The organism is Qipengyuania sp. SM2507, assembly GCF_053714505.1.
In genome coordinates this window covers 1,944,144-1,970,550 of record NZ_CM132307.1, presented here as the reverse complement: position 1 = coordinate 1,970,550, position 26,407 = coordinate 1,944,144, and the positions used below count along the sequence as shown (strand labels likewise).

24 protein-coding genes and 1 other RNA gene are annotated in these 26,407 nt (G+C 65.3%); 9 read left to right on the top strand and 16 right to left on the bottom strand.

Going from position 1 to position 26,407, the window contains the following annotated elements:
- Positions 1 to 206: 206 nt before the first annotated feature.
- A complete protein-coding gene (locus ACWIKC_RS09640; protein WP_454597289.1) occupies positions 207 to 2,849 on the top strand; it encodes a TonB-dependent receptor in 2,643 nt (880 codons plus the stop codon).
- Between the two features lie 115 nt (positions 2,850 to 2,964).
- Here the strand turns inward: ACWIKC_RS09640 and ACWIKC_RS09635 are convergent, their stop codons facing one another.
- On the bottom strand, positions 2,965 to 5,472 hold the full coding sequence (locus ACWIKC_RS09635; RefSeq protein WP_454597288.1) for an ABC transporter permease: 2,508 nt from the start codon (positions 5,470 to 5,472) through the stop codon (positions 2,965 to 2,967).
- Complete coding sequence (locus ACWIKC_RS09630; protein WP_454597287.1) at positions 5,469 to 6,185, bottom strand: ABC transporter ATP-binding protein; 717 nt, start codon at positions 6,183 to 6,185, stop codon at positions 5,469 to 5,471. Before ACWIKC_RS09630 ends, ACWIKC_RS09635 begins: the two co-directional genes overlap by 4 nt.
- A 47-nt stretch (positions 6,186 to 6,232) precedes the next feature.
- Here ACWIKC_RS09630 and ACWIKC_RS09625 point away from each other — a divergent pair, with 47 nt between their 5' ends.
- Positions 6,233 to 6,934 carry an arylesterase gene (locus ACWIKC_RS09625; protein ID WP_454597286.1) on the top strand — a complete coding sequence of 234 codons (702 nt, stop codon included), beginning with the start codon at positions 6,233 to 6,235 and terminating at the stop codon, positions 6,932 to 6,934.
- A 12-nt stretch (positions 6,935 to 6,946) separates the two neighbouring features.
- Here ACWIKC_RS09625 and recF read toward each other — a convergent pair whose 3' ends face one another.
- The gene (gene recF / locus ACWIKC_RS09620; RefSeq protein WP_454597285.1) at positions 6,947 to 8,026 is read right to left on the bottom strand and encodes a DNA replication/repair protein RecF; all 1,080 of its coding nucleotides are present in this window, start codon (positions 8,024 to 8,026) and stop codon (positions 6,947 to 6,949) included.
- A 225-nt stretch (positions 8,027 to 8,251) separates the two neighbouring features.
- Between recF and ACWIKC_RS09615 the strand changes: the two genes are divergently transcribed.
- The 3 genes from ACWIKC_RS09615 to ACWIKC_RS09605 are packed head-to-tail and all read left to right on the top strand — an operon-like array spanning position 8,252 to position 8,734.
- Complete coding sequence (locus ACWIKC_RS09615) at positions 8,252 to 8,365, top strand: enoyl-CoA hydratase (RefSeq protein WP_454597284.1); 114 nt, start codon at positions 8,252 to 8,254, stop codon at positions 8,363 to 8,365.
- A gap of 43 nt (positions 8,366 to 8,408) precedes the next feature.
- A complete protein-coding gene (locus tag ACWIKC_RS09610; protein ID WP_454597283.1) occupies positions 8,409 to 8,522 on the top strand; it encodes a recombination protein F in 114 nt (37 codons plus the stop codon).
- Positions 8,519 to 8,734, top strand: a complete 216-nt coding sequence (locus tag ACWIKC_RS09605) for a PspC domain-containing protein (RefSeq protein WP_454597282.1) — start codon at positions 8,519 to 8,521, stop codon at positions 8,732 to 8,734. The genes ACWIKC_RS09610 and ACWIKC_RS09605 overlap by 4 nt, the downstream gene beginning before the upstream one ends.
- Before the next feature lie 43 nt (positions 8,735 to 8,777).
- Here ACWIKC_RS09605 and ACWIKC_RS09600 read toward each other — a convergent pair whose 3' ends face one another.
- From ACWIKC_RS09600 to ACWIKC_RS09580, 5 genes are read right to left on the bottom strand one after another with little or no spacing between them, the layout of a single operon-like run.
- A complete protein-coding gene (locus ACWIKC_RS09600; RefSeq protein WP_454597281.1) occupies positions 8,778 to 9,572 on the bottom strand; it encodes an SDR family oxidoreductase in 795 nt (264 codons plus the stop codon).
- Positions 9,569 to 10,114, bottom strand: coding sequence for an NUDIX hydrolase (locus tag ACWIKC_RS09595; protein ID WP_454597280.1), 546 nt, complete (start codon positions 10,112 to 10,114; stop codon positions 9,569 to 9,571). The genes ACWIKC_RS09600 and ACWIKC_RS09595 overlap by 4 nt, the downstream gene beginning before the upstream one ends.
- 10 nt (positions 10,115 to 10,124) lie before the next feature.
- Entirely contained in the window at positions 10,125 to 10,799 is a 675-nt protein-coding gene (locus ACWIKC_RS09590) for a TPM domain-containing protein (protein ID WP_454597279.1), read from the bottom strand.
- Complete coding sequence (locus ACWIKC_RS09585; RefSeq protein ID WP_454597278.1) at positions 10,800 to 11,630, bottom strand: TPM domain-containing protein; 831 nt, start codon at positions 11,628 to 11,630, stop codon at positions 10,800 to 10,802.
- A 20-nt stretch (positions 11,631 to 11,650) separates the two neighbouring features.
- Positions 11,651 to 12,292, bottom strand: a complete 642-nt coding sequence (locus ACWIKC_RS09580; RefSeq protein ID WP_454597277.1) for a LemA family protein — start codon at positions 12,290 to 12,292, stop codon at positions 11,651 to 11,653.
- A gap of 138 nt (positions 12,293 to 12,430) precedes the next feature.
- On the opposite strand from ACWIKC_RS09580, the gene mscL reads away from it, so the two are divergent.
- Positions 12,431 to 12,931 carry a large conductance mechanosensitive channel protein MscL gene (mscL, locus tag ACWIKC_RS09575; protein WP_454597276.1) on the top strand — a complete coding sequence of 167 codons (501 nt, stop codon included), beginning with the start codon at positions 12,431 to 12,433 and terminating at the stop codon, positions 12,929 to 12,931.
- Positions 12,918 to 13,259, top strand: a transfer-messenger RNA (tmRNA) gene (ssrA, locus tag ACWIKC_RS09570). Before mscL ends, ssrA begins: the two co-directional genes overlap by 14 nt.
- 71 nt (positions 13,260 to 13,330) lie before the next feature.
- Here the strand turns inward: ssrA and ACWIKC_RS09565 are convergent.
- From ACWIKC_RS09565 to ACWIKC_RS09550, 4 genes are all read right to left on the bottom strand, one after another.
- Positions 13,331 to 13,579 (bottom strand): hypothetical protein, encoded by a 249-nt coding sequence (locus ACWIKC_RS09565; protein WP_454597275.1) that lies wholly within the window; start codon positions 13,577 to 13,579, stop codon positions 13,331 to 13,333.
- A gap of 183 nt (positions 13,580 to 13,762) precedes the next feature.
- The gene (locus ACWIKC_RS09560) at positions 13,763 to 15,013 is read right to left on the bottom strand and encodes an N-succinylarginine dihydrolase (protein WP_454597274.1); all 1,251 of its coding nucleotides are present in this window, start codon (positions 15,011 to 15,013) and stop codon (positions 13,763 to 13,765) included.
- Positions 15,014 to 15,036: 23 nt separating this feature from the next.
- Positions 15,037 to 16,053, bottom strand: coding sequence for an arginine N-succinyltransferase (locus ACWIKC_RS09555; RefSeq protein ID WP_454597273.1), 1,017 nt, complete (start codon positions 16,051 to 16,053; stop codon positions 15,037 to 15,039).
- Positions 16,050 to 17,288 (bottom strand): hydrolase, encoded by a 1,239-nt coding sequence (locus ACWIKC_RS09550; protein WP_454597272.1) that lies wholly within the window; start codon positions 17,286 to 17,288, stop codon positions 16,050 to 16,052. The genes ACWIKC_RS09555 and ACWIKC_RS09550 overlap by 4 nt, the downstream gene beginning before the upstream one ends.
- Positions 17,289 to 17,441: 153 nt before the next feature.
- Between ACWIKC_RS09550 and ACWIKC_RS09545 the strand changes: the two genes are divergently transcribed.
- The gene (locus tag ACWIKC_RS09545; protein ID WP_454597271.1) at positions 17,442 to 19,544 is read left to right on the top strand and encodes a malate synthase G; all 2,103 of its coding nucleotides are present in this window, start codon (positions 17,442 to 17,444) and stop codon (positions 19,542 to 19,544) included.
- A 3-nt stretch (positions 19,545 to 19,547) separates the two neighbouring features.
- On the opposite strand, the gene ACWIKC_RS09540 is transcribed toward ACWIKC_RS09545, so the two are convergent.
- On the bottom strand, positions 19,548 to 21,659 hold the full coding sequence (locus ACWIKC_RS09540; protein ID WP_454597270.1) for a putative bifunctional diguanylate cyclase/phosphodiesterase: 2,112 nt from the start codon (positions 21,657 to 21,659) through the stop codon (positions 19,548 to 19,550).
- Between the two features lie 591 nt (positions 21,660 to 22,250).
- Between ACWIKC_RS09540 and ACWIKC_RS09535 the strand changes: the two genes are divergently transcribed.
- A complete protein-coding gene (locus ACWIKC_RS09535) occupies positions 22,251 to 22,958 on the top strand; it encodes a Crp/Fnr family transcriptional regulator (protein ID WP_454597269.1) in 708 nt (235 codons plus the stop codon).
- A 23-nt stretch (positions 22,959 to 22,981) separates the two neighbouring features.
- Here ACWIKC_RS09535 and rsmA read toward each other — a convergent pair whose 3' ends face one another.
- From rsmA to ACWIKC_RS09520, 3 genes are all read right to left on the bottom strand, one after another.
- The gene (gene rsmA, locus ACWIKC_RS09530) at positions 22,982 to 23,803 is read right to left on the bottom strand and encodes a 16S rRNA (adenine(1518)-N(6)/adenine(1519)-N(6))-dimethyltransferase RsmA (protein WP_454597268.1); all 822 of its coding nucleotides are present in this window, start codon (positions 23,801 to 23,803) and stop codon (positions 22,982 to 22,984) included.
- Between the two features lie 163 nt (positions 23,804 to 23,966).
- Positions 23,967 to 25,001, bottom strand: a complete 1,035-nt coding sequence (gene pdxA, locus ACWIKC_RS09525) for a 4-hydroxythreonine-4-phosphate dehydrogenase PdxA (RefSeq protein ID WP_454597267.1) — start codon at positions 24,999 to 25,001, stop codon at positions 23,967 to 23,969.
- A 9-nt stretch (positions 25,002 to 25,010) separates the two neighbouring features.
- A complete protein-coding gene (locus ACWIKC_RS09520) occupies positions 25,011 to 26,321 on the bottom strand; it encodes a peptidylprolyl isomerase (protein WP_454599478.1) in 1,311 nt (436 codons plus the stop codon).
- Positions 26,322 to 26,407: the final 86 nt, after the last annotated feature.

Sequence of the window (26,407 nt, the reverse complement as noted above, 5' to 3'; positions counted from 1 at the left end):
CGCAGGGTGCAATATGCTTGCAGACGCGGCGGGTGTGAATTGGCTGCAACAATCGCGCAACAATTCGACGAACGACGCAACATTGGCGTTGAGCAACACTGAACGTCCCCCTAAGGCGCCGAGCGAGACGCACGGGAGAGACGCGCGTCGAGTTCGCACATCGCCGGGTTCGCTAAACAGACGAGCTCGCACAAAGAGGACCATTCATGCACATTTCCGTTTCCGCGCGCCTGCTTGTGGGCGCAGCTGCCTTTGCCTTGACCCCTGCCAGCGCGTTCGCGCAGGACGTGACCCAGAACGAGCCGGTCCGTACGCAGGACAATGACGCCGAACTGACGAACGACACGGCCGATGTTGCCCCGGCGACCAACCCCAACGTCATTGTCGTGACCGCCACCAAGCGCGAGCAGACGCTGCAGGAAGTTCCCGTGTCGGTCAGCGTGACCACCGGCGAAACGCTCGAGCGCGCCGAAATCCGCGACCTGCAGGACCTGCAGACGGTGTCGCCCTCGCTGCGCGTGAGCCAGCTGCAGAGCTCCGCCAACACCACCTTCATCATCCGCGGCTTCGGCAACGGCGCCAACAACGCCGGCGTCGAGCCCTCGGTCGGCGTCTTCATCGACAACGTCTTCCGCTCGCGCTCCGCGGCCCAGATCAACGACATCGCCAACGTCCAGCGCATCGAAGTGCTGCGTGGTCCGCAGTCGACGCTGTTCGGCAAGAACGCCAGCGCCGGCGTGATCTCGGTCGTTACCCGCGAGCCGCAGTTCAACTTCGGCGGCTCGGTCTCGGCGACCTATGGCAATTACAACAACATCGTCCTCAAGGGCGACGTCACCGGCCCGCTGACCGACAGCGTCGCCTTCTCGCTCGACGGCAATCTCAACAAGCGCGACGGTTATGTCGATGTCGCCAATCTCGACGAGCAGATCAACGAGCGCGACCGTTACTCGGTGCGCGGCCAGCTGTTGTTCGACAACAACGGCCCGTTGGTCCTGCGCGCCATCGGCGACTATTCCAAGATCGACGAGCTTTGCTGCTACGCCGGTAATCTCATCGCCGGCCCGACCGTGCCGCTGATCTTCGCGGTGGGCGGCCAGATCGAGCGCGAGGACATCTTCTCGGATCGCACCTATCTCAATCAGCTGCCCGTCAACGAGATCGAAAGCTATGGCGGTTCGCTGCAGGCGGATTACGAGCTGGGCGCGGTTTCGCTGACCTCGATCACCGCCTATCGTGAACTGCGCAGCTTCAGCCAGCAGGACGTCGATTTCTCCAGTGCCGACGTGGTCTCCGAATTCCGCGACCAGGCGATCGACACCTTCACGCAGGAATTCCGGGTGACCTCGGATTTCGATGGCCCGCTCAACTTCCTGCTCGGCGGCTTCTACTTCAAGGAAGACGTGGCGCAGAACAGCGGCCTGACCAACGGGCCGGATGCACGTCCATTCTTCGACCTGCTGGCGGGAAGCGGCAGGCCCGGCACGCTGGCAGGCGTTGAAGCGGCTCTGGGCTTCCAGAGCGGTTCGATCTTCGCCACCGGGCCCAGCACCCGCGAGTTCTTCACGCTCGAGAACGAGAGCTACTCGATCTTCGGCACGGTCGATCTCGAAGTCACCGACCGGCTGACGCTGACCGGCGGCTTCAACTACACCGACGACAAGAAGGACTTCGCGCTGTCGCAGGAGTCACTCGATCCGCTCGCCAACACCAATCTGGTCGATGCAGTGATCGTGGGCCAGATCGCCGGGGCTCTGCGCATTCCGCCGAGCCAGGTGACCCCGACGGTGATCGGTCAGTTCGCGCAGGGCAACCCGGGGGCGTTCCAGGCTATCGCCGCGGCTGCGACCAATCCGGCTGTCAATCCGCTGCTGGCGCTGCGTCCCCTGCAGTTCCTTCCGCCGTTCCTTGGCGTGCCCAATGCGGTGGAACCGGGCCAGACCCGCGACGACGACTGGAGCTACACGCTTCGCGCCGCCTACGACGTGACCGACAACATCAACGCCTATTTCACCTATGCTACCGGCTTCAAGGCGAGCTCGGTCAACCTGTCGCGCGACAGCCGTCCGTTCCCGACCGATTTTACTCCGGGTCCGTTCGGCAGCACGATCCTGGCTCCGTCCTCGCCAATCCGCGATGCCGGGCTGGCGGTGCCCAACCTCGGGACCGGCACGCGCTTCGCCCTGCCGGAAAAGGCCAAGGTCTACGAAATCGGCTTGAAGGGACAGTTCGACCGGGTCGGGTTCAACCTCGCGCTGTTCGACCAGACGCTGGAAGGCTTCCAGTCGAACGTGTTCACCGGCACCGGCTTCGCGCTGGCCAATGCGGGCGAACAGTCGACCAAGGGCTTCGAATTCGATGCGACCGTTTCGCCGGCCGATCCGCTGGTGTTCACCTTCGCGCTGACCTATCTCGACCCGCTGTTCGACAGCTTCCCGCAATCGGTTTTGGGCGATCTGTCGGGCCAGCGCCCGGCCGATATCCCGGAAATCACCATCGCCACCTCGGGCACCTACACGCACGAGTTCGGTGCCAGCGGCAATCTGCTGATCGGTCGGGTGGATTACTACCACGAGAGCAACACGCAGATCGTCAACGGCCTCACCGGCTTTGGAACCATCGCTCAGGGCATCGCGGTGGCGCGTCAGTTCCGCCGCGAAGTCAACCAGGTCAACGCCTCGCTGGCCTTCGTGATGGACAATGGTTTCGAACTGTCGGCCTATGTCCGCAACCTCACCAACGAGCGCTACCTCACCGCGGTGTTCGACGGCGTGGCGCAGGCCGGAACGGTTTCGGGCTACCCGAACGCACCGCGCACCTACGGCGCAACCGCTCGCTTCCGCTTCTGAGCGGCAAGCCATCGATGAAAAGGAAAAGGGGGCTTTGCGGCCCCCTTTTTCTTGTCTGCAGTGCGGATGGGAATTGCTCAGTCCGGATGCGCTACCGGCCAGGCTGGACGATCTCTTACAGGGTACGGAGCGCCTGCGCGGGTTTGGCGCGCAGCAGCGGCAGCGACCCCAGCACCGCGAACAGCAGCACCACCGCGATCCCCATGCCAAGCACAGCCAGCACCGCGCCCCAGTCGGGCAGCCAGTCGAACTCGAACAGTTGGGTGACCACCAGCCAGGCGGTGAGGCTGCCGAGGCCCAATGCCACCACCGCCAGTGCCCCCGCCAACAGCAGGTATTCGACCAATTGCATCGTCAGGATCTGGCGCCGGTCGGCGCCGAGCACGCGCAGGATCACCGTGTCGTAGGTCCGCTGCGCCCGCGCCGAGGCAATCGCGCCCAGCAGCACGGCCAGCCCGGCCAGCACCGCGACGCCCGCGGCCGCCAGCGTCGCCAGCCCGACCTGTTCGAGCAGCGTGCGCGCCTGTTTCAGCACATTGCCGACCTCGATCACCGAACTGGATGGAAACTCGCGCACCAGCGCCTGCAGCAGCGGTCCGGTGGGGGTGCCCTCGGTCAGGTCGATGGTGGCGGCGAGATTGTGCGGCGCATCCTGAATGGCGTTGGGGCTGAGCACGAAGACATAGTTGAAACCCAGGCTTTCCCAGTCGATCCGTCTGAGGTTGGCGATCCGCGCGGTCCGCTCGACCCCGAGCACGCCGAAGGTCAGCATGTCGCCGATCCCGAGCCCGGCAGCCTCGGCAAATTCCTCGTCGATCGAGACCAGCGGCTCGCCAGTGTAGAACGGGCCCCACCATTGGCCCTGGGTGATGACATTGCCGTCGGGGACATTGTCGGCATAGGTCAGCCCGCGTTCGCCGCGCAACGCCCAGGCGCCATCGGGAACCTCCTCGAGCTCGGCGGTGCGGGTCATGTTGCCCTCGGACCCGAAGGCCAGCACCGCACCGCGCAACGCGGGAACGGCGCGGATCATGGCCTGCTCGTCCTCGGCCAAGACCAATCGCTCGAAATCGCTCACGCGGTCGCGCGGGATATCGAGCACGAAGTAATCCGGTGCCTGCTCGGGCACGCGCTGCTCGATATTGCCGTCGATCGCCGATTGTACAGCAGCCAGCAGGACGAACGCGGCCAGGCCGAAGCCAAGCGCGGTTACCAGCGCGGTGGTGCTCGAACCGGGGCGATGGAGATTGGCGAGCGCGTTGCGGGCGATCGGGCTCGAGGGGCGCGGCAGTGCCGCAGCGAGGCGGCGGATCCCCATTGCGAGCAGCGCGAGCAGCCCCAGCGCGACTGCAGCTCCTGCAAGGAACATCGCCGAGAGTTCGGGGCGGCTGGCGGTCAGCAGCGCCAGTGCGACGATCGCCACGAGCCCACCGGCCACGATCCCCAGCGCCTTGCGATCGCTTGCCAGCGGAGAAATGCGCGCGCGCATCAGCGCCATAGCCGGAAAACGCCGCGCCCGCATCAGCGGCGGGGCAGCGAAGATAAGTGCAACCAGCAGCCCATAGGCCAGCGCCAGCAGTATCGCGCCGGGATCGATCACCAGCCCGCTGTCGACCGGGAGCAGGCCCTGGAGCGTGAGCGCCAGCACCGGAGTGACCGCAATCCCGACGAGAATGCCGGCAAGGCTTCCGACCATCGCTGCAGCGAAAATCTGCAGCGCATAGATCCGCGCGATGTCGCCGCTGCTCGCGCCGAGGATTTTCAATGTGGCGATGCCTTGGCGTCGGGCATCGAGATAGGAGGTCACCCCGCCGCCGATCCCGATCCCGGCGATGACCAGCGCGGCGAGACCGACGAGAGTGAGAAATTCGCTCATCCGGCTGACGAAACGGTCGGCGCCCGGTGAGGCGCGGTCGGCGGTGCGGAAATCGAACCCGGCCTCGGGGAAGCGCTCCTCCAAAGCGTCGCGGACCTCCTCGGTTTCCTGCGCGGCAGCGAAGGCGACGCGGGTCTTGGTCTGATACATCGAACCGGGGGCGATGAGACCGGCGCGGATCGGCAGGTCCTCGGCAGCGATCACCGTGGGGCCGAGCTGGAAACCTTCGCTTAGCTTGTCGGGCTCGTTGGCGATGATGCCGCCGACGGTGAGCGTCTGCGTGCCGATAGCGACGCTGTCGCCCGTCGCGATGCCGAGCCGGTCGGCTGCGCCCTGACCGAGCCAGACCTGGTCCGCAGGCGGGGCGCCGACCGCGCGTCCGTCCTTGAGCGTGAGTTCGCCATAGAGCGGATAGGCACCATCCACCGCCTTCAACCCGATCGGAACCGCCTGCTCGCCCGCGCGCGCCATCGCCTGCATGCGATAGCCGCGCGAGAGTTCGCCATATTCTGCCAGCGCCGCGCTTTCCTCTTCATCCAGACCGCGTTGCCACAGCTCGATCTCGAGATCGCCGCCGAGCAACTCCTGTCCGCTGGCGGCGATTTCCTGCTCGATCGCCGCAGTCAGCGAACCGATCGCAGTCAGCGCCCCGGTGCCGAGGAACAGGCAGACCAGCAGTAGGCGCAAACCACGGAAGCGCGCGTTGAGATCGCGCCGCGCGATGCGCCAGGCGGTTGCCCAGCTCATGCGTGCGCCGCCGCTCCGCCAGTGTCAGCCTTGGTGTCGCTGTCGATGCGACCATCGGCGAGGGTGATCACCCTCGCGCATTTCTCGGCCAGTTCGGGATCATGGGTGATGACCAGCAACGTCGCGCCGGTCTCGGCGCGGCGCGCGAAGAGCAGGTCGACGATTTCATGGCCGGTCGCGGCGTCGAGATTGCCGGTCGGTTCGTCGGCGAAGATCAGCGCGGGGCGCGCGGCGGTGGCGCGGGCGATCGCGACGCGCTGCTGTTCGCCGCCGGACAATTGCTGGGGGTAGTGGTCGAGCCGGTGGCCGAGCCCGACCGCTTCCAGCTCGGCGCGCGCGCGGGGCTGGGCATCGCTCTCGCCGGCCAGCTCCATCGGCGTCGCGACATTCTCCAGCGCGGTCATGGTCGGCAGCAGGTGGAAGGCCTGGAGCACGATGCCGATCCGGCCGCGGCGGGCGTGGGCAAGGCTATCCTCGCCCATTGCCGCGAAATTCTCCCCGGCGACGCTTAGCGTTCCGCTGCTGGCGCGTTCGAGACCGGACAGCACCGCCATCAGCGAGCTCTTGCCCGAGCCAGAAGGGCCGAGCAGTGCGACCGTCTCGCCGGTCTCGATCCGCAGGTCGATCCCGCGCAGGATTTCGACCGGCGCCTGTTCGGTGCCGAGCGTCAGGGTGAGGTTCTGGGCGAGGATTGTCGGGGAGGGGTTTGTCACGATGCTGCGATGGCATAGGGAAGGGGGCCACACAAGGAAGCTCGACGATGCGTATTGGTAACTGGTCTATCGGCTGCGCCGCACTGGCGCTTGCCGCCTGCTCGGGCGAAGCGGGGGAGGCGCCCGTCGCCGCCGAGGAAGCGCGCGTCGAAGCGCCTGCAACGGATATCGCAATCAGCGGCGAGGAGCGGCGTATTCTCGCCTTCGGCAACAGCCTGTTCGCGGGCTACGGGCTGGCGGAAGCGGAAGGCTATCCGGAGAGGCTCGAAGCCGCGCTGCGTGGCCAGGGGGTGAACGCCCGCGTGATCGATGCCGGGGTTTCGGGCGACACCAGCGCCGCGGGGCGCCAGCGGCTGGCGTTCACGCTCGACGGGCTGGAGACAACGCCCGATCTGGTTATGCTCGAACTGGGTGGCAACGATCTCATCCGCGGGCTCTCGCCCGAGGAAACCCGCGCCAATTTCGAGGCGATGCTCGGCGAGTTGCAGAGCCGCGACATCCCGGTGCTGATCATGGGAATGCGCGCGCCACCCAATTACGGGCCAGAGTTCCAGCAAAGCTTCGACGCGCTCTATGGCGAGCTGGCGCAGGAATACGAGGCGCAGCTGGTGCCGTTCTGGCTCGAGAGCATCTATGAGAATCCCTCGCTGTTCCAGTCCGACCGGATCCACCCGACCGCGCCGGGCATCGACGCCCTGGTGGCCGATACGCTGGATGATGTGCAGGCGGCGCTTCCCGCGGCGGAGTGAAGTGTGGGAGGCCTAGCGGCGCTGGGCGGTCCCATTGGCGACGTTCCAGACCGCAGCCTCCTCGGCGATGGCCTTGAAAGGTGCGATCTCGGTCCCGGTGATCCACACCTGCGATCCCCCTGCACGCAGCCGCTCGAACAGCGCCGCGCGCCGGTCTGGGTCGAGATGCGCGGCGACCTCGTCGAGCAGCAGCAGCGAGGCGCGTCCCTTCGCCGAAAGCGCGGCATGCGCGATGGTGATCGCCAGCAGCAGCGCCTTCTGCTCGCCGGTCGAACATTGTGCGGCGGGCATCCGCCGGGCGGCGTAGAGCACTTCGAGATCGTCGCGGTGCGGCCCGTCGAGCGTGCGCTGTGCGGCGCGGTCGCGGCGGCGGTTGTCATGGAGCGCCTGCGATAGACCTTCGTAGCCGAGCGGCCCGCCGGGAACGTAACTCAGCGCGGGGCGGGGGAAGGGCGCCTCGGACTGCGCCACGATTTCTGCCATCAGCGCATCGATCAGCCGCGCGCGGCCTTCGCTCAGCGCGGTGCCGTGCTCGGCCAGCTGCGCCTCGATCGCGTCGAGCCAGCTGGGGTCTGGCTCGCGATCGTCGGACAGCAGGCGGTTGCGTTCGCGCAGAGCGGCTTCATAGCGCCCTGCATGGCGCGCGTGGACCGGGTCGATCGCCAGCGCCAGCCGGTCGAGATAGCGGCGCCGGTCCTGCGCGGCGCCGACGAACAGGCCGTCCATTGCCGGGGTCAGCCAGCCGATCGCCAGCCATTCGCCCAGCGCGACAGCCGAGCTCTCGGCGCTGTTGACGCGCACCCGGCGCCGTCCCGGCTGCGCGCCCTGGGTGTAGGTGCCCAGCCGCACCGGCTCCTCTGCACCGACCAGGCTCGCCCCGACCGCGAAGCCGTCTGCGGCCCCGCCGCGCATCATCTCGACCAGCGCCGCGCGGCGCATCCCGCGGCCCGGGGAGAGCAGCGACAGCGCCTCAAGCACATTGGTCTTGCCCGCGCCATTGGCACCGACGAGCAGGTTCATCCGCGCGGTGCCTTCGAGCGTGGTTTGGGCGTGGTTGCGGAAGTCGGAAAGCGAGATGCGGTCGAGCGCCATAAGCCAGTGGAGCGTTACCCTCGCCCTCTGAACGAGGCCAGCGCGAAACGCATTTCGAACAGTTGGGAAAATTCACCAACCTTTCGGATCGATGAACGCTCGGTTCAGGCACCAGTGGCTGAACAATGGCTGAATTCCGCCATTCTCATAGTTTGGCACGGGGGTTGCAAACTACCTGGTGTCCCCGGAATGGCCGGGGTTCAGGGATACAAAAGGACCAACACCATGTCGTTCAACACCATCAACAACGCCTTCGCCGCTGTCGCCGCCATCGCCATCTCGGCCATCGTCATGGCCGCCGCGATCGTCCCCGCCAGCCCGACCGGCTTCATCGTCTGATCCGCGCTTCGCGGTCAACTCTCATTCGAACTGAAAGGACATCATGTTAAACTTCGATAGCAACAAGCTATTCGCCGCCGGCTTCTCGCTGGCACTCTCGGGGATCTTTCTGGCCATGGCCATCGTCCCTGCCTCGCCCAGCGGACTGATCGCATGAGCGATCTGCGCCACACCGACCCGGGCGGTCCGCCGTCGAAAAGCTTTCGACTGGACCGGCGCTGCGGCAAACTGATGGGGGTCTGCGCCGGGATCGCCAATTATTTCGGAATCGACACCACGCTGGTACGGGCTGGCTTCGTGATCGCCACTCTGGTCGGCTTCGGCAGCCCGATCCTGATCTACCTCGCGATCGGCCTGATCGCGGATTGAGAGGCGCGGAGCGATCCGCGCCTCTCGCATGTCACCAACAGATTCACATGGCCGAGATGCCGCCGTCGAGCTTGATCTCCGCGCCGGTCATGAACTTGCTCTCGTCGCTGGCGAGATAGACCACAGCATTCGCGATATCATTGGGTTCACCGACCGTCTTGAGCGGGATCTGGCGCGCCAGCTTTTCGAGCAGGACCTGCTTGTCGAGATTGTGCTGGCGCGCGGTCCCGTCGAGGATCGGCGTATCGACGAAGGTTGGATGCACCGAATTGCAACGGATGTTCATCCGGTTCTTGGCGCAATGCAGCGCGATCGATTTCGACAGCATCCACACCGCCGCCTTGGACGAATTGTAAGCCGGCATGGTGTCGCTGGCGATCAGTCCGGCAATGCTGGAAATGTTGATGATCGATCCGGGCGCGTGCTCGCGCATCAGCGGCAGGGCCTTCTGGCAGCCGTGGAAGATCGAATCGACATTGACCGAGAAGCAACGCTTCCATTCCTCGAAATCGCAGGTCTCGATATTGCCGCCCACGCCGATCCCGGCGTTGTTGACCAGCACGTTGAGCCCGCCGAGATTGTCGCGTGCGGCTTCCACCGCCGCTTCCCACGCCAGCGGGTCGGTAACGTCGTGGGCAATGGCGAAGGCGGTGCCGGCGCCCAGTTGCTCGTCGATCAGCGTGGCGGTTTCCTGCGCACCCTCGCCATTGATGTCGGTGCACAGCACAAGCGCACCTTCCTCGGCCAGCCGCGTCGCGTGCGCGCGTCCGAGGCCCTGCGCTGCGCCGGTCACCAGCGCCAGCTTGCCCGCGCAGCGATTGCCCTTGGTCGTGGTCATAGTCTCTCTCCCGAAATGATGTCCTGTCCCAACAGCATGAGCAGGCGCACATCGACGCCGCAACCTTCGCCGCGCTTGCTTTCGAGAAACTGCCCGAGCTTAGCGCGGGGGATGCGGTGGACGGTGATGTCTTCGCTCTCGGTCCCGCCGCCTTCTCCGACCCGCTCGAGCTGCGTCGCGCGGACGAGGGTGAAGCTTTCGCCGACCATGCCGGGCGAGGAGTAATAGCTCCCGCAATCCTCGAGCTTGCCCGCGCGATAGCCGGTTTCCTCCTCGAGCTCGCGCCCGGCGGCGGCGAGATCGTCCTCGTCCTCCGCCCCGTCCTCGTCGCCGATCAGGCCAGCGGGCAGCTCGATGCAATTGCGCCCCAGCGGGACTCGGTATTGCTCGACCAGGAGCACTTCGTCGTCGATCAATGCGAGGATCACCGCCGCGCGGATATTGCGCGCGCGGCCGACATATTCCCAGCGTCCGCGAGTCTTGGCGACGACATATTTGCCCTGCCAGACGATGTCTTCCGGTGCGTCGCGATCCGCGGTCATGGAAGCTGCGCTAGACCTCGATCAGACGGTCGGGCAGTTCGTTCCGGTCGTCCTCGGCAGGGGGGAAATGCTCGGCCAGCACCTGGCCGACATCGCGGACCCCGGCGGCCATTCCCTCGGCCACGCAGCCGCGTTTGATGTCGGCCAGCATGTCGGCCATCGCCTCGCCCCAGACATCGGCGGAAACCTGTTCCGCGATCGGCCTGTCGGCAACAATTTCGGCGCGGTGCTCCTGCATGGATAGGTAGATCAGCACCCCGGTGCGGCCATGCGTGCGGCGTTCGGCGCCGACCTTGAAATGGGAGATCGCGCGGTCGTGGACGCGCGCCGTCTTGACCGGGCCGGGGACGACGCGGAACTTGAGCGCATCCCATGACAACAGCAGCCAGGTGAGGACGAAGGCGACCAGCCCGAGCATGATCGTCATCGTGGCGAGTTCGCCGGTGGTCCATTCATGCGTCCATCCGCCGATCAGCGAATCCCACAGATCGAGGAAGGGCTCGGGAAGGAGCGCGAACAGGCTCATCGCGGAAAAGGCTATCCCTGCGGCCCACATCAGCACGACATCGGTATAACCGTCCGAGCGATCGGCGAGCACGGTCACGATCTCGCCGCTGGTGGCGCTTTCGGCCTTGGCGACCGCATCGGTCACGATGGCGTGCTGGTCAGCTGTCAAATAGGCCATCTACCACCCCCCGGAGGCGCCGCCGCCCCCGAAACTGCCGCCGCCGCCGGAAAAGCCTCCGCCACCGCCGAAGCCGCCTCCGCCACCGCCGAAGCCGCCACCGCCGCTATTGGACAGGCCGCTGGCGACTGCCTTGCCGACTTCCCACAGTATGATGTTGCGCGCGATATCACCGCCGCCGCCGCGATAACGCCGCTTGCCGCGCCGGCCGAACATCGGCAGCACGAAGAAGAACAGGATGAAGCCCAGCCAGATCAGCCCGCCGATCGGAAAGCCGCCTTCACCGGCGTTTGCGCGTTCTTGCGTGGCCTGCTGGGCGACCGCCGCCGCTTCCTCGGGCGGCAGTTCGAGCTGGGTTACGATGCGCTGGGCGCCCTGCGCGATCCCGGCGGAGAAATCTCCTTCCCGGAAATAGTCCTTCATTTCCTCGACATATTCGAAGGCCAGCCCGTCGGGGAGGATGCCTTCGAGCCCGTATCCGACCTCGATCCGCATCAGCCTTTCGTTGGGCGCGACGATCAGCAGCACGCCGTCGTCGTTCTCGGCGTCGCCGATCCCCCATTCGCGGCCGAGTCGATAGCCATAGTCGGCGATGTCGTAGCCCTGCAGGTCGGGAAGCGTGACGATGACGAACTGGCGCTGGTTGCGCTCCTCGAACTCGTCGAGCTGTTGCGTCAGCTGCGCTTCGGTGGCGTCGTCGATGATGTTCGCCGCATCGACAACGGGTGCGGTGCCGCGCTCGGGAAACTCCTGGGCATAGGCGGCAGGTGCCAGCGCGAGCGCGGCCAGCAGGACGATAAGATTGCGAAGCAGACTGATCGGTTGGGCCATTCCGGCGATGTCAGCCCCGCTCAGTTTGCAGCGGGCGCGGTGTCGGTGCGTCCCATGTCGAGCTCGGGCGCGACTTCGGCCCCTTCGGTCGCGGCCTCGTAGGGCACCATCGGTTCGGCACCGTGGATTATGTTGGCGCCGATCGTGTCCGGGAAGGTGCGGATGGTCGTGTTGTACTGGCGCACCGCCTCGTTGTAGTCGCGGATCGAGGTCGAGATGCGGTTTTCCGCGCCCTCGAGCTGGACCATCAGCCGGCCGAAATTCTCTTGGCTGCGCAGTTCGGGATAGCGTTCGACCGAGACCAGCAGCCGCGACAGGGCGCCACCGAGCTGGCTCTGCGCCTGCTGGTATTGCTGCATCGCCTCGGGATTGGTGAGATCGTCGCCATCGATCTGGATCTCGGGGCGGGTGGCCGAGGCGCGCGCCTCGATCACGCCCTGCAGCGTCTCGCGCTCCTGCTCGGCGGAGGACAGCACCACCTGCTGGAGATTGGGAATGAGATTGGCGCGGCGCTGGAACTGGGCCTCGACATCGGCCCATTTGGCCTTGGCGTTCTCCTCGGCGGCGGGAACCGAATTGATCCCGCAGGCGGAGAGCGTCAGCGCCATGGCGGCGATGCCGATCGCCCTCGTTGCGGTGCGGATGGCTGCGAAGCGATTCATGACATACCCCTCGGTGGAAAACTGTCTTACCTAGATAGCACGGCTCTGATTTCTTTCAAGCGGAGCCGTCTTGTCGGCGGGGCTTGAGCCTCTCCGAGGCCCATGGCAGGGCGGCGGTAGAACTGGGAAAGGGATGCCATGAAGCTGGGTAGCGAATTCAAGAAATTCATCGCGCGCGGGAATGTGATCGATCTGGCGGTCGGCGTGGTGATCGGCGCGGCCTTCAGCGGGATCGTTACCCAGCTGACCGAAGGCGTGATCATGCCACTGATCGGCTGGATCTTCGGAGATATCGACTTTTCCAACTGGTTCCTGCTGCTGGGCGAGGTGCCCGAAGGCTACGAGGGTGCGCTGGACAATTACGAACAGCTCAGGGAAGCCGGCGTCGTGATGATCGGCTACGGCGCGCTGCTGACCGCGATGATCAATTTCCTGATCGTCGCCATGGCGCTGTTTCTGTTGGTGCGCAGCGTCAACCGCGTGACCGAGGAAATGCAGCGCAAGCAGGCGGCCACCGAGGACAGTTCCACCAACGACGAGGTGCCCACCGACCCGCAGCTCGATGTGCTCAAGAAAATTCTCGTTGAATTGAAGCGGGAGCCGGCGAGGCCATCCGACCCATCGTCCACTTCACATTAAGCTTCGTATCGCTATATAGGGTGCGTCGGTTTCGGCCGACTATGGCGATAAAGTGTTGCGTACAATAGGCACAACGGACCCGGGGGCAGTACCCGGCGGCTCCACCACCAGCGGCGAGAAACCGCCTTTGATGCTGGGGCCGAACTAGGATCGACGTGTGTTGAAAAGCGCAGTTTTTGCCCGGGCTGAGTAACCCGTTCAAGGCTCAAAACCATAAGTGCCAATGACAATGAAGCACTCGCTCTTGCTGCGTAATTTGATGGCCTAACGGCCTGACTTTACAAAGCCAAAGCGCGGTTGGACCGACCGGGCAACAGAACGGATTCCGGGGCTCCGGGGGTAGCTAGCAACAGAAACCCCCACTTTCATTCAGACGGGACCGACGATGCCGAGCGCTGCCTACCCAGCGTTCTCGGGTTCTACGGCTGCCTTGGCGGCCTGCTCATAGCGGATCGCGTCGAGAATCTTGGCCCCGCCCAGGAAAACGGCGCCCGCAGTGGCCGCCCACAGCAGATAGCCCCCGACCCCCGGGTATTCGCGCGTATACTGGACGCCGCGCGTCATCGCGCCCAGCGCGAGCGCGAAAATGATCAGATACGCCTCGAAGCGCGTCTTGATCACAAACAGTCTCTTGATACGGCGCAGCACGCGAACTCCCTTGGCTTAACCACTGGGAACGCAAGCACCATGCCAGCGTCGAATGGCCGCGGGTTCCGATAGTTAATCGATGGACCGGTTGTAAGGCGCGCCGACAGGGCAAGTCCAGCGCGCGGGACCGGCTATCCCGCAAAGGTGACCCGCTGTCTCGAATCGGGTCAGGCCCGATGCGGATCAGACCAGTTCGTCGAGCGCCAGCACGCCGAGCAGCGCCTCGCGCGCCTCGATCACGGTCCTGGCGAGCGTCTCGTTGCCGATGTCGGCGGGGTCGATCTGCTCGGGCCACATCTCGGCGATGATCGATTCGGCCCTCTGGATACGTGCCTCGTCGAGCAGGAAGCGCGGATCGACCGTCGCGGGATCGGCGACCACGCGCAGGCGCAGGCAGGCAGGGCCGCCGCCATTGGCCATCGACTGACGGACATCGACGGGGATGACCTTGCGGATCCGCCCGTTGCCCGCGAGCATCGTCTCGCACCATGCCCAGACCGCGGCGCTCTCCTGGCATTCGCTCGGCACCACCAGCGCCATTTCGCCCCCTGGCAGGGTCAGCAACTGGGCGTTGAACAGATAGGTGCGGATCGCCTCTTCCAGGCTCACCGCCTCATCGGGCACCTCGACCACTTCGAGAGCGGGGAAGGCCGAGCGCATCGCATCATAGGCGCCCTGCTGGTCGGCGAAGGCACGCGCGTGGGTGAACAGCACGCGCTCGTTCGCCACCGCGACGACATCATTGTGGAACGCGCCCGCGGCGATGGCCTCGGGGTTCTGTTCGATAAACACGCAAGCCGCCGGGTCGAGCCCGTGCTTGCGCGCGACGGCGCGGCTGGCCTGTTCGTGCTGGCGCGCGGGGAAGCGTCCGCCCTGTTGCCCGTAGACGAAGACTTCGACGCCTGCGCCGGAATGGCTCTCGCACAGCCGCATGTGATTGGCAGCGCCCTCGTCCCCGAAGCTGGCGGGGACCGCATCATGGACCGCGAAATGGCGCGGATCGGCGAAGGCTATCTCCAGCTGGCGCTTAGTGTCGCGCCATTCCTGTCCGCGATGGAGCATGGTCACCAGATTGGCCGGGGTCAGGTGGCAGCGGCCATCTGCGGTGTCGGAAGCGGGGCTGACGGTGGCGGCATTGGCGGTCCACATCGAGCTCGCCGACCAGGCCGCCGCGACCAGCGCGGGCTCGCTCGAGCCATCGAGCGCCAGTTCGCGCATCAGCCTGAAGTTGGGGCGCGGCAGCGGCAGCAGGAAGCCCTGCGCCAGTCCCAGCTCCATGTTCGCGCGCATCTTGGCCACGCCCTGCAGCGCAGCGGCGCGCGGATAGGAGGGCTGGCCCTTGTGGCTGGCGCTGGCGATATTGCCAAGGCTGAGCCCGGCGTAATTGTGGCTCGGTCCGACGATGCCGTCGAAATTGATTTCTGCAAGCGCCATTGGTTTCCCCGTGTCTGCCGTGGCTAGCGCGGCACGCTCCACACCTCGTCGCCCGCGACGACATCGAGAGTCCGCGCGCAGGCTTCGTCGATCGCCATGGTGCCATCCTCGGCGACATCGCACTGACCATAGGCGCAGCGAAAGCTCTCGAGCGTGCCGGTGGCGATCAGCGCGCGCTTGCCGATGTCGAGATCGGTCGCGCTGACCTGGCCGGGGCGCGAATCGCGCACGCTGTTCACCCGGTCGGTGCGCGTCGACATGGTCGGGCCGCCGTCGAAGATGTCGACATAGCCCTCATAGGCGAAGCCTTCCTGTTCGAGCATCCGCATTGCCGCGCGGCCGTTGGGGTGCGGCAGGCCGATGACCTTGCGCGCCTCCTCGTCGAGCATGGCCACATAGACCGGGTGCTTGGGCATCAGGTCGGCGATGAACTGGTTGCCGTTGATTGCGTTGAAATAGTCGGCTTCCTGAAAGCTCATCCCGAAGAAACGCCCCGCGACCCCGTCCCAGAAGGGCGATCCGCCGGCATCGTCGATGATGCCGCGCAATTCGGCGATGATGCGGTCGGCGAAACGCAGCCGGTGCATCGCGATGAACAGATAGCGGCTGCGCGCCAGCAGCAGCCCGAGCCCGCCGGCGCGCTCGTTGGGGTGGAGGAACAATCCACCGACCTCGCTCGAGCCTTCGAGATCGGTGGTAAGGCTGAGCAGCTCGGCACGCACCGTGCGGTCGAGCTCCTGCGAATGCTGGGTCAGCGTGGTGAGGCGGTAGGAATAGAACGGCCATTGCTGCCCGACCTGGGTGAACAGCTGGCAGGTTCCGCGCACCTGCCCGGTTTCGGTGTTCTCGAGCACCAGCACGAACTGGTCGTCGCCCAGCCGGTCGTCGTCTCGGGCGAAGGCGGCGGCGGCGCGCTCCAGCTTGCCACCCAGCGATTTGCGATCGGCGGGCAGGTTGGTGAAGCCGCCCCCGGTCAGCTTGGCCATCTCGTAGAGCGGTTCGATGTCTTCGAGGCGCGCGGCGCGCAGACGAAAGCTCACGAGCGGTCTCCGGCAGCGGCGGCACTCGCAAGCGGATCGCCCGCGGCCAGCCGTTCGAGCACCAGCGCCGACAGCGCGGCGCGTTCGACCAGCGAGGGTACGATCATGAATTCCTCTGATGAATGGATCTTGCCCCCGCGCACGCCCATCGTGTCGACCACGGGCACCCCGCAGGCGGCGATGTTGTTGCCGTCGCAGACCCCGCCGGTGGGCTGCCAGCCGATTTCGCGGCCGAGCTGCGCACCACAGGAGCGGACCAGGTCGAACAGTTTTTGTGCCCGCGCATCGACCGGCTTGGGCGGGCGGGTGACGCCGCCGTGCCGCGTGGCCGAAACTTCGTGCTCGGCTTCCACTGCGCGCAGCAGCGTGTCGAGCTCGCCATCGAACCGCTCCATTGCTGCAGTCGTCTTCGGGCGGATGTTAAAGCGCAGCACCGCCAGATCGGGCACCACATTGTTGGCCGCTCCGCCCTCGATCCTGGCGGGATTGACGGTGATGTCCTCGCCCGCCAGCGCCGCCACCCGCAACACCAGGTCCGAGACCGCGACGATGGCGTTGCGCCCGTCCTGGGGGTTGCGCCCCGCGTGCGCCGAACGCCCGCGCACGGTGATGGAATAATTGCCCGTTCCGCCGCGCGCATGCGCGAGCGTGCCATCGGGCAGGGCGGAAGGCTCGTAGGTCAGCGCAGCGTATTTGCCTTGAGCCAGCTCTTCGATCAGCCCGCGGCTGGCGAGACTGCCGGTTTCCTCGTCCGAATTGATCATCACGTCGTAACCGAGCTGGTCGGCATGCGCGCTTTGCTCGAAGGCCAGCAGCGCGTGGAGCAGCACGCAGAGCCCGCCCTTCATATCTGCGGTGCCGGGCCCGTTGAGCGTTTCGTCGTCGATCCATTCGACCGACTGGAAGGCGTGATCCACGGGGAACACGGTGTCCATATGCCCCGTCAGCACCACCCGACGCGTGGCCTCGGGCCGAACGCGCAGCACCATGTGGCGCCCGTGCGGCTTGGCGAATTCGCTGCCGTCCTCGGCGATGGCGGTGACCTCGGCGGGTTCGACCAGTTCGACTTCGCCGGGGAGACGCGCAAACGCCGCGCTCAGCTTTTCGGCCATCGTGGCCAATCCGGCGAGGTTGGCGGTGCCGCTGTTGACCGCAGCCCAGTCGAGCACCTGTTCGAGCATCGCCTCGCCATCGATACGGGCAAGTATTTCCTTGGTGGGAGCATCCATTGTCATCCGCGAAGCCCTTAGACCGCAGGCGCGCCATGTCCAACCCCGCCCGCTTGCCAAGCATGGCGTGGCCCGCCATATGCCCGCATCTCCTCCCCGGGATTCCTTACAGTCTGGCCGCGCTCTCGCGCGGTCGCCAATCCGGGTGAGCAGATTTTTATGAATGATTACACCACACGCGCCGGTATCGAGGTGGATACCGCGCTGGCCGAATTCCTCGAGAACGAAGTGCTTGCCCCGCTCGGGCGCGATGCCGAAACCTTCTGGTCGGGCTGTGCCAACCTGCTGGGCGAGTTCGTGCCGCGCAACCGCGAGCTGCTGGCCAAGCGCGAGGATCTGCAGGCCCGGATCGACGACTGGCACCGCGACCGCGCCGGCCAGCCGCACGATGCGGCGGCCTATCGCGCCTTCCTGTCGCAGATCGGCTACCTCGTCCCCGAGCCTGCCGGGTTCCAGATCGGCACCGAGAATGTCGATCCCGAAATCGCGACCATGGCCGGCCCGCAGCTGGTGGTGCCGATCCTCAACGCGCGCTTCCTGCTCAACGCCGCCAATGCGCGCTGGGGCAGTCTCTACGACGCCTTCTACGGCACCGACACGCTCGATGCGCCGCCTGCGCAGCCGGGCGGTTACGACGAACTGCGGGGCCAGGCGGTGATCGCCGAGGCCAGGCGTTTTCTCGATCAGGCGCTGCCGCTGGCCGAGGGCAAGAGCTGGGCACAGTTGGGATCGCCGCTGGCCGATGGCATTCCGCTGGCCGACCCGGGACAGTTCGTCGGCGAGCGCGACAACGCGCGGCTGTTCCGCGACAACGGCCTGCATATCGAAGTCCAGTTCGACCCCAGCAGCCCCGTGGGCCAGCAAGACAAGGCGGGGATCAGCGATGTCCTGCTCGAGGCGGCGCTCACCACCATCGCCGATCTGGAAGACTCGGTTGCCGCGGTCGATGCAGAGGACAAGCTGCTGGGCTATCGTAACTGGCTCGGCGTGATCCGCGGCGATCTGGAGGAAAGCTTCGCCAAGGGCGGCAAGACGGTGACCCGCCAGCTCGCCGGGGACCGTCGCTACACCGACCCGCAGGGGGAGCCCATTACTCTGCCGGGCCGCAGCCTGATGTTCGTGCGCAATGTCGGCCATCTGATGACCACTCCGGCGGTGCGTGTCGCGGGTGACGACATCCCCGAGGGGCTGATGGATGGAATCGTAACCGGGGCGATCGGCGCACTGGATGTGGCGGGCAAGACCCGCTTCGGCAACAGCCGCACCGGCTCGATCTACATCGTCAAACCCAAGATGCACGGGCCCGAGGAATGCGCCTTCACCAATGATCTGTTCGATGCGGTAGAAGACCTGCTCGGCCTGCCGCGCCACACGATGAAGGTCGGCGTCATGGACGAGGAGCGCCGCACCAGCGCCAATCTGGCCGCCTGCATCCATGCAGTGAAGGATCGCATCGTTTTCATCAACACCGGCTTCCTCGACCGCACCGGCGACGAGATCCACACCTCGATGCAGGCCGGCGCGATGCTGCGCAAAGGGGCGATGAAGGACAGCCCCTGGCTCACGGCCTACGAGGCGCGCAATGTCGGCATCGGCCTGCGCCACGGGCTCTCGGGCCGCGCGCAGATCGGCAAGGGCATGTGGGCCGCGCCCGATCTGATGGGCAAGATGATGCTGGAGAAAATCGGCCATTTGCGCGCCGGGGCCAACACCGCGTGGGTGCCGAGCCCGACCGCAGCCACGCTCCACGCGATCCATTACCATCGCGAGGATGTGTTCGAGCTGCAGCAGGGGCTGGGCGAGATGCCCGGGCTCGACGACCTGCTGACCATCCCGCTTGCCGAGGGGGTGAACTGGTCAGAAGACGAGATCCGCGACGAGCTCGACAACAATTGCCAAGGCCTGCTGGGCTATGTGGTCCGCTGGATCGACCAGGGGGTGGGCTGTTCCAAGGTCCCGGACATCAATGATGTCGGCCTGATGGAAGACCGCGCGACCTTGCGGATTTCCTCGCAGCACATCGCCAACTGGCTGCTCCACGGCGTGGTCAGCGAGGAGCAGGTGATGGATTCGCTGCGCCGCATGGCTGCCAAGGTGGACGAGCAGAACGCTGGCGATCCGATCTACGAACCGCTGCTCGCCAATGAAAACGGTCCCGCTTTTAGCGCGGCGAAGGCACTGATCTTCGAGGGCGCCGCGCAGCCCAGCGGCTACACCGAACCCCTGCTCCATTTCTGGCGCGCGCGGAAGAAGGCGGGATAGGGCCTAGGCTGCCGCTATGGCGACTGCCTGAAGCTTGTAGTTGCAATAGCGGCCCAGCGTCAGCCGACTGAGGTCCTCGGCGTGACCGAACAGAAATCCCTGTCCCAGCTGGCAGCCCATCTGCTGGAGCAGGCGGCTCTGGGTTTCGGTCTCGACCCCTTCGGCGATGACACTCAGTCCCATGCTGTTGGCCATCCCGATCAGTGCACGGACGATCTTCGAGGCCTGCTGGTCGTTCGCCATCGCCTGGACGAAACTGCCATCGATCTTGACCTTGTCGATGGGAAAGTCGCGCAAATGGCTGAGCGAGGAATAACCGGTGCCGAAATCGTCGAGCGCGATGCTGATGCCATTGTCGCGCAGTTCGGTGAGGACCTGCTGCACGGCCTCGGTGTTGTCGACCAGCAGCATGGTCTCGGTCACTTCCAGCGTGATCCGCGACAGATCGACGTGCTTCGCGCGCATCTGGGCGATGAATTGCTGGGCAAAACCGGTCGCGAGCAGATCGGCCTCGCTGGCGTTGATGCTGACGAAATCGAGGGCCGGTGCGCACCGCTCCAGCGCCTCGAATTCGTTCGACACATGTTCGATCATGCAATTGCTGACTTCGCGCGACAGGATCGGATCGATCAGCGCAGGGAAGACTTCGGTCGCGGTGATTCTGCGCCCGGTCCGGCTGTTGAGCCGCATCAGCGCCTCGAACCCGACCACGCGCCCGGTCCGCAGCTCGACGACCGGCTGGTAGCCAGGAAAGATGCGGTTCTCGCGGAGTGCGGTGCGCACCTCATTGAGCGCGTATTGGCGCGTGATATTGGCCTTTTCGAGACCGGGCTCGTAAACGTGGATCTTGCCCGGATCGCGCTTCTTGCCATGATAGAGCGCGGTGTCGGCGCGGCGGACCAGCTCCTTGACGCTGGTTCCGACGGCTCCGATGGCTAGGCCGCCCGTCGCGCCGAGTTCGATCAGGTGGTCGGAGATTTCCGAGCGGTAGCGCAATTGCTCGATCAGATGTCGCCCGATCGATTCGCCTTCGGCGCTGCTGGTCCCGCAGGGGAGAACGATGGCGAATTCGTCGCCGCCCCAGCGGGCCGCGAAACCGCCCTCGGGCGTGGCCTTCGAAATCCGCTCGCTGACTTCCTCGAGGATGATGTCGCCGACGATATGGCCGACCACGTCGTTGACGTCCTTGAACCCGTCGAGATCGATCATCAGCACCGCGACGGTATCGCACAGGTCCTTGCTTGCCGAGAGCCTCTGCTGGAGCAACCGGTCGAAGGCGAAGCGGTTGTGCAGGCCGGTCAGGCTGTCGTGCTCGGCGGCATGGCGCAGCGCCATGTTCGCCTGAAAGCTTTCCGAAACATCCTTCAGGATCCCGACCACGCGGGCGGGATGGGTGCCGTCGTCCTCGATGCGTTCGGCGGCGACCCTCACGCGCTTCTGGCCGTGATTGGGCAGCGATAGGTCGGTCTCGAAATCGAAAGCCGTGCCCGAGCGGATTACCGCGTCGAACAGCGCTTTGATCTTGCTCCGGTCGTCGGGGTTGCAGCGCGACATGGCGGTTTCGAGCGACATGCTTTCGGTCAGCGTGCCCTCGAACACCGTGCGGGCACCTTCGGACCATTTCAGCTTGTTGGTTGCGATATCGAGTTCCCAGGCGCCAATCTTGGCGATGGTTTCTGCCTGGCGAAGTAGCCGGTTCGAGGTAAGCAGACGGTGGTTCTGCTCTTGCACCTCGGTGTTCAGTTCTTGCCCTTCGAGATGAATGGTGTGCAGCTCGAGGATATCCTCGACCACGCGCGCATAGGTTTCGAGCCTGGCAAGATTTTCGGGCGTGAAGCGATTCGGTCGGCTGTCGAGAATGCACAAGGCACCAACGAAAGCACCGCGCGAATGCCGGATGGGATAGCCCATGTATGAACGGATATGCGGCTCTCCGAGCACATATTCGTTGTCGCTGAAGCGGGCGTCATCGCGTGCATCGTCGACGACCAGCGGCTTCTGCGACTTCACGGCACGATCGCAGAATGAATTTTCGAGCGGCACGTCGCCAATTTCTAAGCCGACACTGGCCAGGATGCTCTGCTCGGTAGATTTGATCAACGACACCAGGGACATCGGACAGTCGAATTCCTCCGCGCAAAGCGCGACGATTCGGTCGAGCGAGGCTCGGACGTGATCGGCAATATTTTCAAAGGAAGATGCGAGGCGCTCGCGTTGGGCTTCCTGGTGAGACTCGTGCTCCAAAATTCTTTGGCTCCACATATTGCGACAGATTATTATCTTATTTTGGAATGTAGTATCGGCATCGTATTCTTTGGCGTTGTGCGGGGAAAGATGCGGCTCGGCGCTGCACATTCGCAGTCTTGCGCTGGTCAATGCATCTGGGTCGAGACGCCGAACGATCGCTCCAGGCCTTTCGGACCCGCAGACGGTCGGATCGGACGGCCAGCCTAGGCCGGTGTGAATCTTGCTTCTTGGCAAACCGTCTATAGTAAGTCTTTGCGGAAGACCGAATATCAGGTCGAGCAAGATTCGACCCCTACGACGCCTCTTCGCGAATCAGTGCTATGTATACGATCTATGCTATGAACATGGGCTATACTGTGCAAGTTAATTTCGGGTTGACTTGTTGGGTTGCGCCGGGGGATCGCAAAGGGTCGGCATAAAGGGAACACCCGTGTGTCGCTTCAGAAATTCATCGATCGATTGCGAAGACATTCCGAACTCGGCGAGGGCGATATCGCCAGGCTGAAGTCGCTCGAGACCGTACCGCGTGTGGTGGCGCCCGGTGACTTTTCGGTCCGCGACGGAACCGAGGCCACCACCTGCTCGCTGCTCACCTCGGGTATTGCCGCGAGCCACAAGATCGTCGGCACGGGGGGGCGGCAGATCGTCGGCATGTTCTTCGCCGGAGAGTTGGTCGATTTCGACGGCATGTTCCTGCCTTCGATCGACTACAATGTGCAGGCGATTTCCGAGTGCCGAATGTCCCATTACGACTGCAACGAACTCGTCGAGCTGATTTTCGAATGCCCCCGCATCGGTAAGGCCCTGTTCCGCGAAACGCTGATCAAATCGGCAATATCGCGCGAGTGGATGGCCAATCTGGGACGTCGGGATTCGCGCACCAAGGTCGCCTATTTGCTGTGCGAACTGTCGGTTCGCCTGTCGCATTCGGAAGACAGCGAGGTGCATGATTTCGTGCTGCCGCTGACCCAGGAACAGATTTCCGACATCATCGGTGTGACGCCGATGCATGTCAGCCGCGTGCTGAAGGAACTGGAATCCGACGGATTGATCCTGCGCGAGCGGCGCTCGGTCCGGATACTCGACTGGAAGCTGCTGGCTTCGACCGGCGATTTTTCGCCGACCTATCTCCGGCTGACGCGGAACAATTCGTCCCCCATCACCTGAAACCGGATGCATCGCGCGCCTGTTCAACCGAGCAGGCGCGCGATCCCGACGAAATCCTCCACTGCCAGCGTCTCGGCGCGGCGTTGCGGATCGATCCCCAAAACCTCAAGCGCATCGAGCGCGCCGGGCACGCCTTTGAGGCTTTGGCGCAGCATCTTGCGCCGCTGGCCAAAGGCCGCTTCGGTAAGCTTCTCGAGCCGCCGCGCGCTGACCCCTTCGGGCATGGCCTGCGGCTCCACATGGACGATCGCGCTCATCACCTTGGGCGGCGGGGTGAAGGCGCTGCGGTGGACCTTCATCGCCAGCCGCGCGCTCGTGCGCCACTGCGCGAGCACGGCGAGCCGGCCATAGGCCTTGCTGTCGGGCGCGGCGACAATGCGCTGCGCGACTTCCTGCTGGAACATCAGCGTGAGCGAGGTCCAGCGCGGCGGCCAGTCCTGCCCGCCGAGCCAGCGCACGAACAGCGCAGTGCCCACATTGTAGGGCAGGTTCGCGACCACGGCATAGGGCTCGCCCATGATTGCATCGTGGTCGAGCTTCAGCGCATCGCCCTCGATCACCGTCAACCGCTCGGGAAAGGCTTCCTCCAGCTCGGCGAGGGCGGGGAGGCAGCGGCGATCCATCTCGATCGCGGTGACCCGCGCGCCGGCGCGCAGCAAGGCGCGGGTGAGCCCGCCCGGACCGGGGCCGATCTCGAGCACGGCGCGGCCGTCCAGAACGCCTGGAACCGCCGCAATCCGGTCGAGCAGATGCTCGTCGAAGAGGAAGTTCTGGCCGAGCGCCTTCGAGGCGCTGAGACCGTGGCGGGCGATCACTTCGCGTAAAGGTGGGAGGTCGGGGTGCATCCTGTCAGCCCTTAGCCCGTCATTGCGAGCGAAGCGAGCCGGAGGCTGTCGGCGGCCTACCAATCCATGAACCGGCATTTGCCGCGGGCACGGCCTTGGTGGCGGACGATGGCCAATGGATTGCCGCGCCCCCTGCGGGGGCTCGTAATGACGAAGGTAGCGATCAGGTGGGGTTCCGCGCCCGTCGCGCAGCGCAATCGCTCGCCATCCGCAGCGCGGCGAAGGTCGCGCCCGGATCGGCGATGCCTTCCCCGGCGATGGCGAAGGCGGTGCCGTGATCGGGGCTGGTCCGGACGATCGGCAGGCCGAGCGTCACATTGACTCCCTCGTCGAAATCGAGCGCCTTTAGCGGGATCAGCGCCTGGTCGTGATACATCGCCAGCGCGACATCGTAGGTCTCGCGCGCGCGGCGGGTGAACAGGGCGTCGCCAGGATGCGGGCCGGTGGCGTCGATCCCTTCCTCGCGCAAGGCGGCGATGGCGGGGGCGATGATGCGGGTTTCCTCGCTCCCCATCCGTCCGTCCTCGCCCGCATGGGGGTTGAGCCCGGCCAGCGCGAGGCGCGGATGGTCGATCCCGAAGTCGTCGCGCAGCGCCTGCGCGACGATGCGCGCCTTGTGAATGATGAGCTCGACCGTCAATCGCCCGGGAACTTCTGCCAGCGGACAATGGACGGTCAGCGGCACCGTTCGCAGGCTTGGCCCGGCCAGCATCATCACCGCATCGCGCTCGGACACGCTGCATTGTTGCGCCAGGAACTCTGTCTGGCCGGGATGGCCGAAGCCCGCCCGCGCCAGTTGCGACTTCGCCACCGGCAGCGTGACCAGCGCCGACGCCTCGCCCTCGCGCACTGCGCGGCAGGCTTCGGTCAGCGAATGGAGCGCCAGTTGCGCGCCCGCGAGATCGGGCTTGCCCGGTGCGTAGGGACCGTCTTGGGAAGAGAAGACCGGAAGTCCGCGGTCGAACAGTTGCGCATCGACCGCTTTAATGGCTTCCACGGCGATAATCGGGACGTCGAGACCGCGGCTGCGCGCGGCGCTGTGCAGGATGGTCGCGCCGCCGGCCACCGCAAAAGGCGCCAGTCCGAGCGAGCGGCGCTGGAACCAGGCCTCGGCGATAAGCTCGGGGCCGATCCCGGCCGGATCGCCCAGCGAGAGTGCGAGCGGTGAGACTTCACCGGGCTGGCGCGACCCGCTCACCCGTCGTGCTCAATTGTAGACGATATAGGCGTCGTTGCGCAGGTCGCGCAGATAGCGCTGCGCACGCTTGTTGACGCGTTCGTCCTCGATCTGGCCCATCAGCTGGTCGAAATCGGGACCGGCCTCGGCCTGCGGATCGTCGCGGCCGCACAGCATCAGCACGCGAATGCCGTCTTCAACCGAGCCGAAGGGAGGGGTGGTCTGGCCGATCTGCAGTTGCAAGACGGCGTTCTGGAGCGTTTCGGGGAGCGAACGCGCACGGATCTGGTCGTTGGTGACTACCGTAGCACCGATCGCTCCGGCCGCGTTCTCCGCATCGCCGCAACCGCGGATCGATTGCATTGCCCGCGCGAATTCGCTGGCGCGGGCCGTGGCTGCCGCTTCGGTGGTGCCCGGCTCGAAACCGATCGAGATCTGCTTGAGGCTGAGCAGCGCATCGCGCGGATCCGCGGTCAGCACCTGGCGCTTGTCGATCAGGTAGAGGATCGAGAAACCGCCCGGAACGGGAACGGGGCCAACCAGCTGGCCGGGCTGCATTTCGCGCGCCACGGTGGCGAGTTCGGCGGGCAATTGCGCCAGTCGCACCCAGCCCAGATCGCCTCCGACAGCGGCGGTGGAGGCTTCGGAGAACTGGCGGGCATAGCCCACGAAGCTGCCGCCTTCGCGGATCTGCTCGACGATCCGCATGGCGTTCTGCTGGACCGCGGCCTGGCTTTCGGGCGTGGCCGAGAGGAAGATTTCGCCCAGGCGATGTTCCTCGGTCCCGCGCGAGGCCTCGAGCCGTTCGAGCAGCTCGTTCACCTCCTCTTCGGAGACGTTGACGAAGGGCGCGACATTGCGGCGCAGCAGGCGCTGCCAGGCAAGTTCGCCCTGAATCTGGCGCTTGAGCGAGACCGGCGAGGAGCCGATGCCGATCAGATAGGCATCCATAGCCTCGATGTTCTGGCCGAAGTTCTGCTGCGCAAGCCGCGAATAGGTCTGGTTGATCTCTTCGGGCGCGATCGCGATTTCCTGCGCCTCGGCTTCCTGGATCTGCAGCGTCTCGTCGATCAGATTGCGCAGCACCTGCATCCTCAGCCGCTGCAGCTCCTCACCGGCGATCTCGTTCTCGCTCGCCGCGGTCACCAGCGCGACGCGGTGGTCGATATCGGTGCCGGTGATGACCGCTCCGTTCACCACCGCGGTCGCGGTGCGCAGATTGGGGGTCTGCGGACCGACGATGGTGATGTTCTCGGGCAGGTCGAGCGTGTTCGCGGTAGTGGCGGAAGCCTGCGCCACCGCGGCGGTCGGCGACACAACGAGCCCGGCCAGCGCGACCATGGAAACCAGATTGGAAAGCGTTTTGCGCGTCACGTATTTATCGTCCCAATGCAGCGCCGTTGACGGGCGCCCGGATATGGCTGCGG

Excerpts from the sequence above, each read along its gene's own strand:
- ACWIKC_RS09610 (WP_454597283.1), top strand. The coding sequence starts at position 8,409 with ATGTTAAACTTCGATAGCAACAAGCTATTCGCCGCCGGCTTCTCGCTG.
- recF (WP_454597285.1), bottom strand. The coding sequence starts at position 8,026 with ATGGCGCTCGACCGCATCTCGCTTTCCGACTTCCGCAACCACGCCCAA.
- ACWIKC_RS09550 (WP_454597272.1), bottom strand. The coding sequence starts at position 17,288 with ATGACAATGGATGCTCCCACCAAGGAAATACTTGCCCGTATCGATGGC.
- ACWIKC_RS09545 (WP_454597271.1), top strand. The coding sequence starts at position 17,442 with ATGAATGATTACACCACACGCGCCGGTATCGAGGTGGATACCGCGCTG.
- ACWIKC_RS09560 (WP_454597274.1), bottom strand. The coding sequence starts at position 15,013 with ATGGCGCTTGCAGAAATCAATTTCGACGGCATCGTCGGACCGAGCCAC.
- ACWIKC_RS09625 (WP_454597286.1), top strand. The coding sequence starts at position 6,233 with ATGCGTATTGGTAACTGGTCTATCGGCTGCGCCGCACTGGCGCTTGCC.
- ACWIKC_RS09520 (WP_454599478.1), bottom strand. The coding sequence starts at position 26,321 with ATGGTCGCGCTGGCCGGGCTCGTTGTGTCGCCGACCGCCGCGGTGGCG.
- ACWIKC_RS09580 (WP_454597277.1), bottom strand. The coding sequence starts at position 12,292 with ATGAATCGCTTCGCAGCCATCCGCACCGCAACGAGGGCGATCGGCATC.
- ACWIKC_RS09615 (WP_454597284.1), top strand. The coding sequence starts at position 8,252 with ATGTCGTTCAACACCATCAACAACGCCTTCGCCGCTGTCGCCGCCATC.
- ACWIKC_RS09585 (WP_454597278.1), bottom strand. The coding sequence starts at position 11,630 with ATGGCCCAACCGATCAGTCTGCTTCGCAATCTTATCGTCCTGCTGGCC.
- ACWIKC_RS09540 (WP_454597270.1), bottom strand. The coding sequence starts at position 21,659 with ATGTCCCTGGTGTCGTTGATCAAATCTACCGAGCAGAGCATCCTGGCC.
- rsmA (WP_454597268.1), bottom strand. The coding sequence starts at position 23,803 with ATGCACCCCGACCTCCCACCTTTACGCGAAGTGATCGCCCGCCACGGT.
- mscL (WP_454597276.1), top strand. The coding sequence starts at position 12,431 with ATGAAGCTGGGTAGCGAATTCAAGAAATTCATCGCGCGCGGGAATGTG.
- ACWIKC_RS09640 (WP_454597289.1), top strand. The coding sequence starts at position 207 with ATGCACATTTCCGTTTCCGCGCGCCTGCTTGTGGGCGCAGCTGCCTTT.
- ACWIKC_RS09595 (WP_454597280.1), bottom strand. The coding sequence starts at position 10,114 with ATGACCGCGGATCGCGACGCACCGGAAGACATCGTCTGGCAGGGCAAA.
- ACWIKC_RS09635 (WP_454597288.1), bottom strand. The coding sequence starts at position 5,472 with ATGAGCTGGGCAACCGCCTGGCGCATCGCGCGGCGCGATCTCAACGCG.
- ACWIKC_RS09605 (WP_454597282.1), top strand. The coding sequence starts at position 8,519 with ATGAGCGATCTGCGCCACACCGACCCGGGCGGTCCGCCGTCGAAAAGC.
- ACWIKC_RS09600 (WP_454597281.1), bottom strand. The coding sequence starts at position 9,572 with ATGACCACGACCAAGGGCAATCGCTGCGCGGGCAAGCTGGCGCTGGTG.
- ACWIKC_RS09590 (WP_454597279.1), bottom strand. The coding sequence starts at position 10,799 with ATGGCCTATTTGACAGCTGACCAGCACGCCATCGTGACCGATGCGGTC.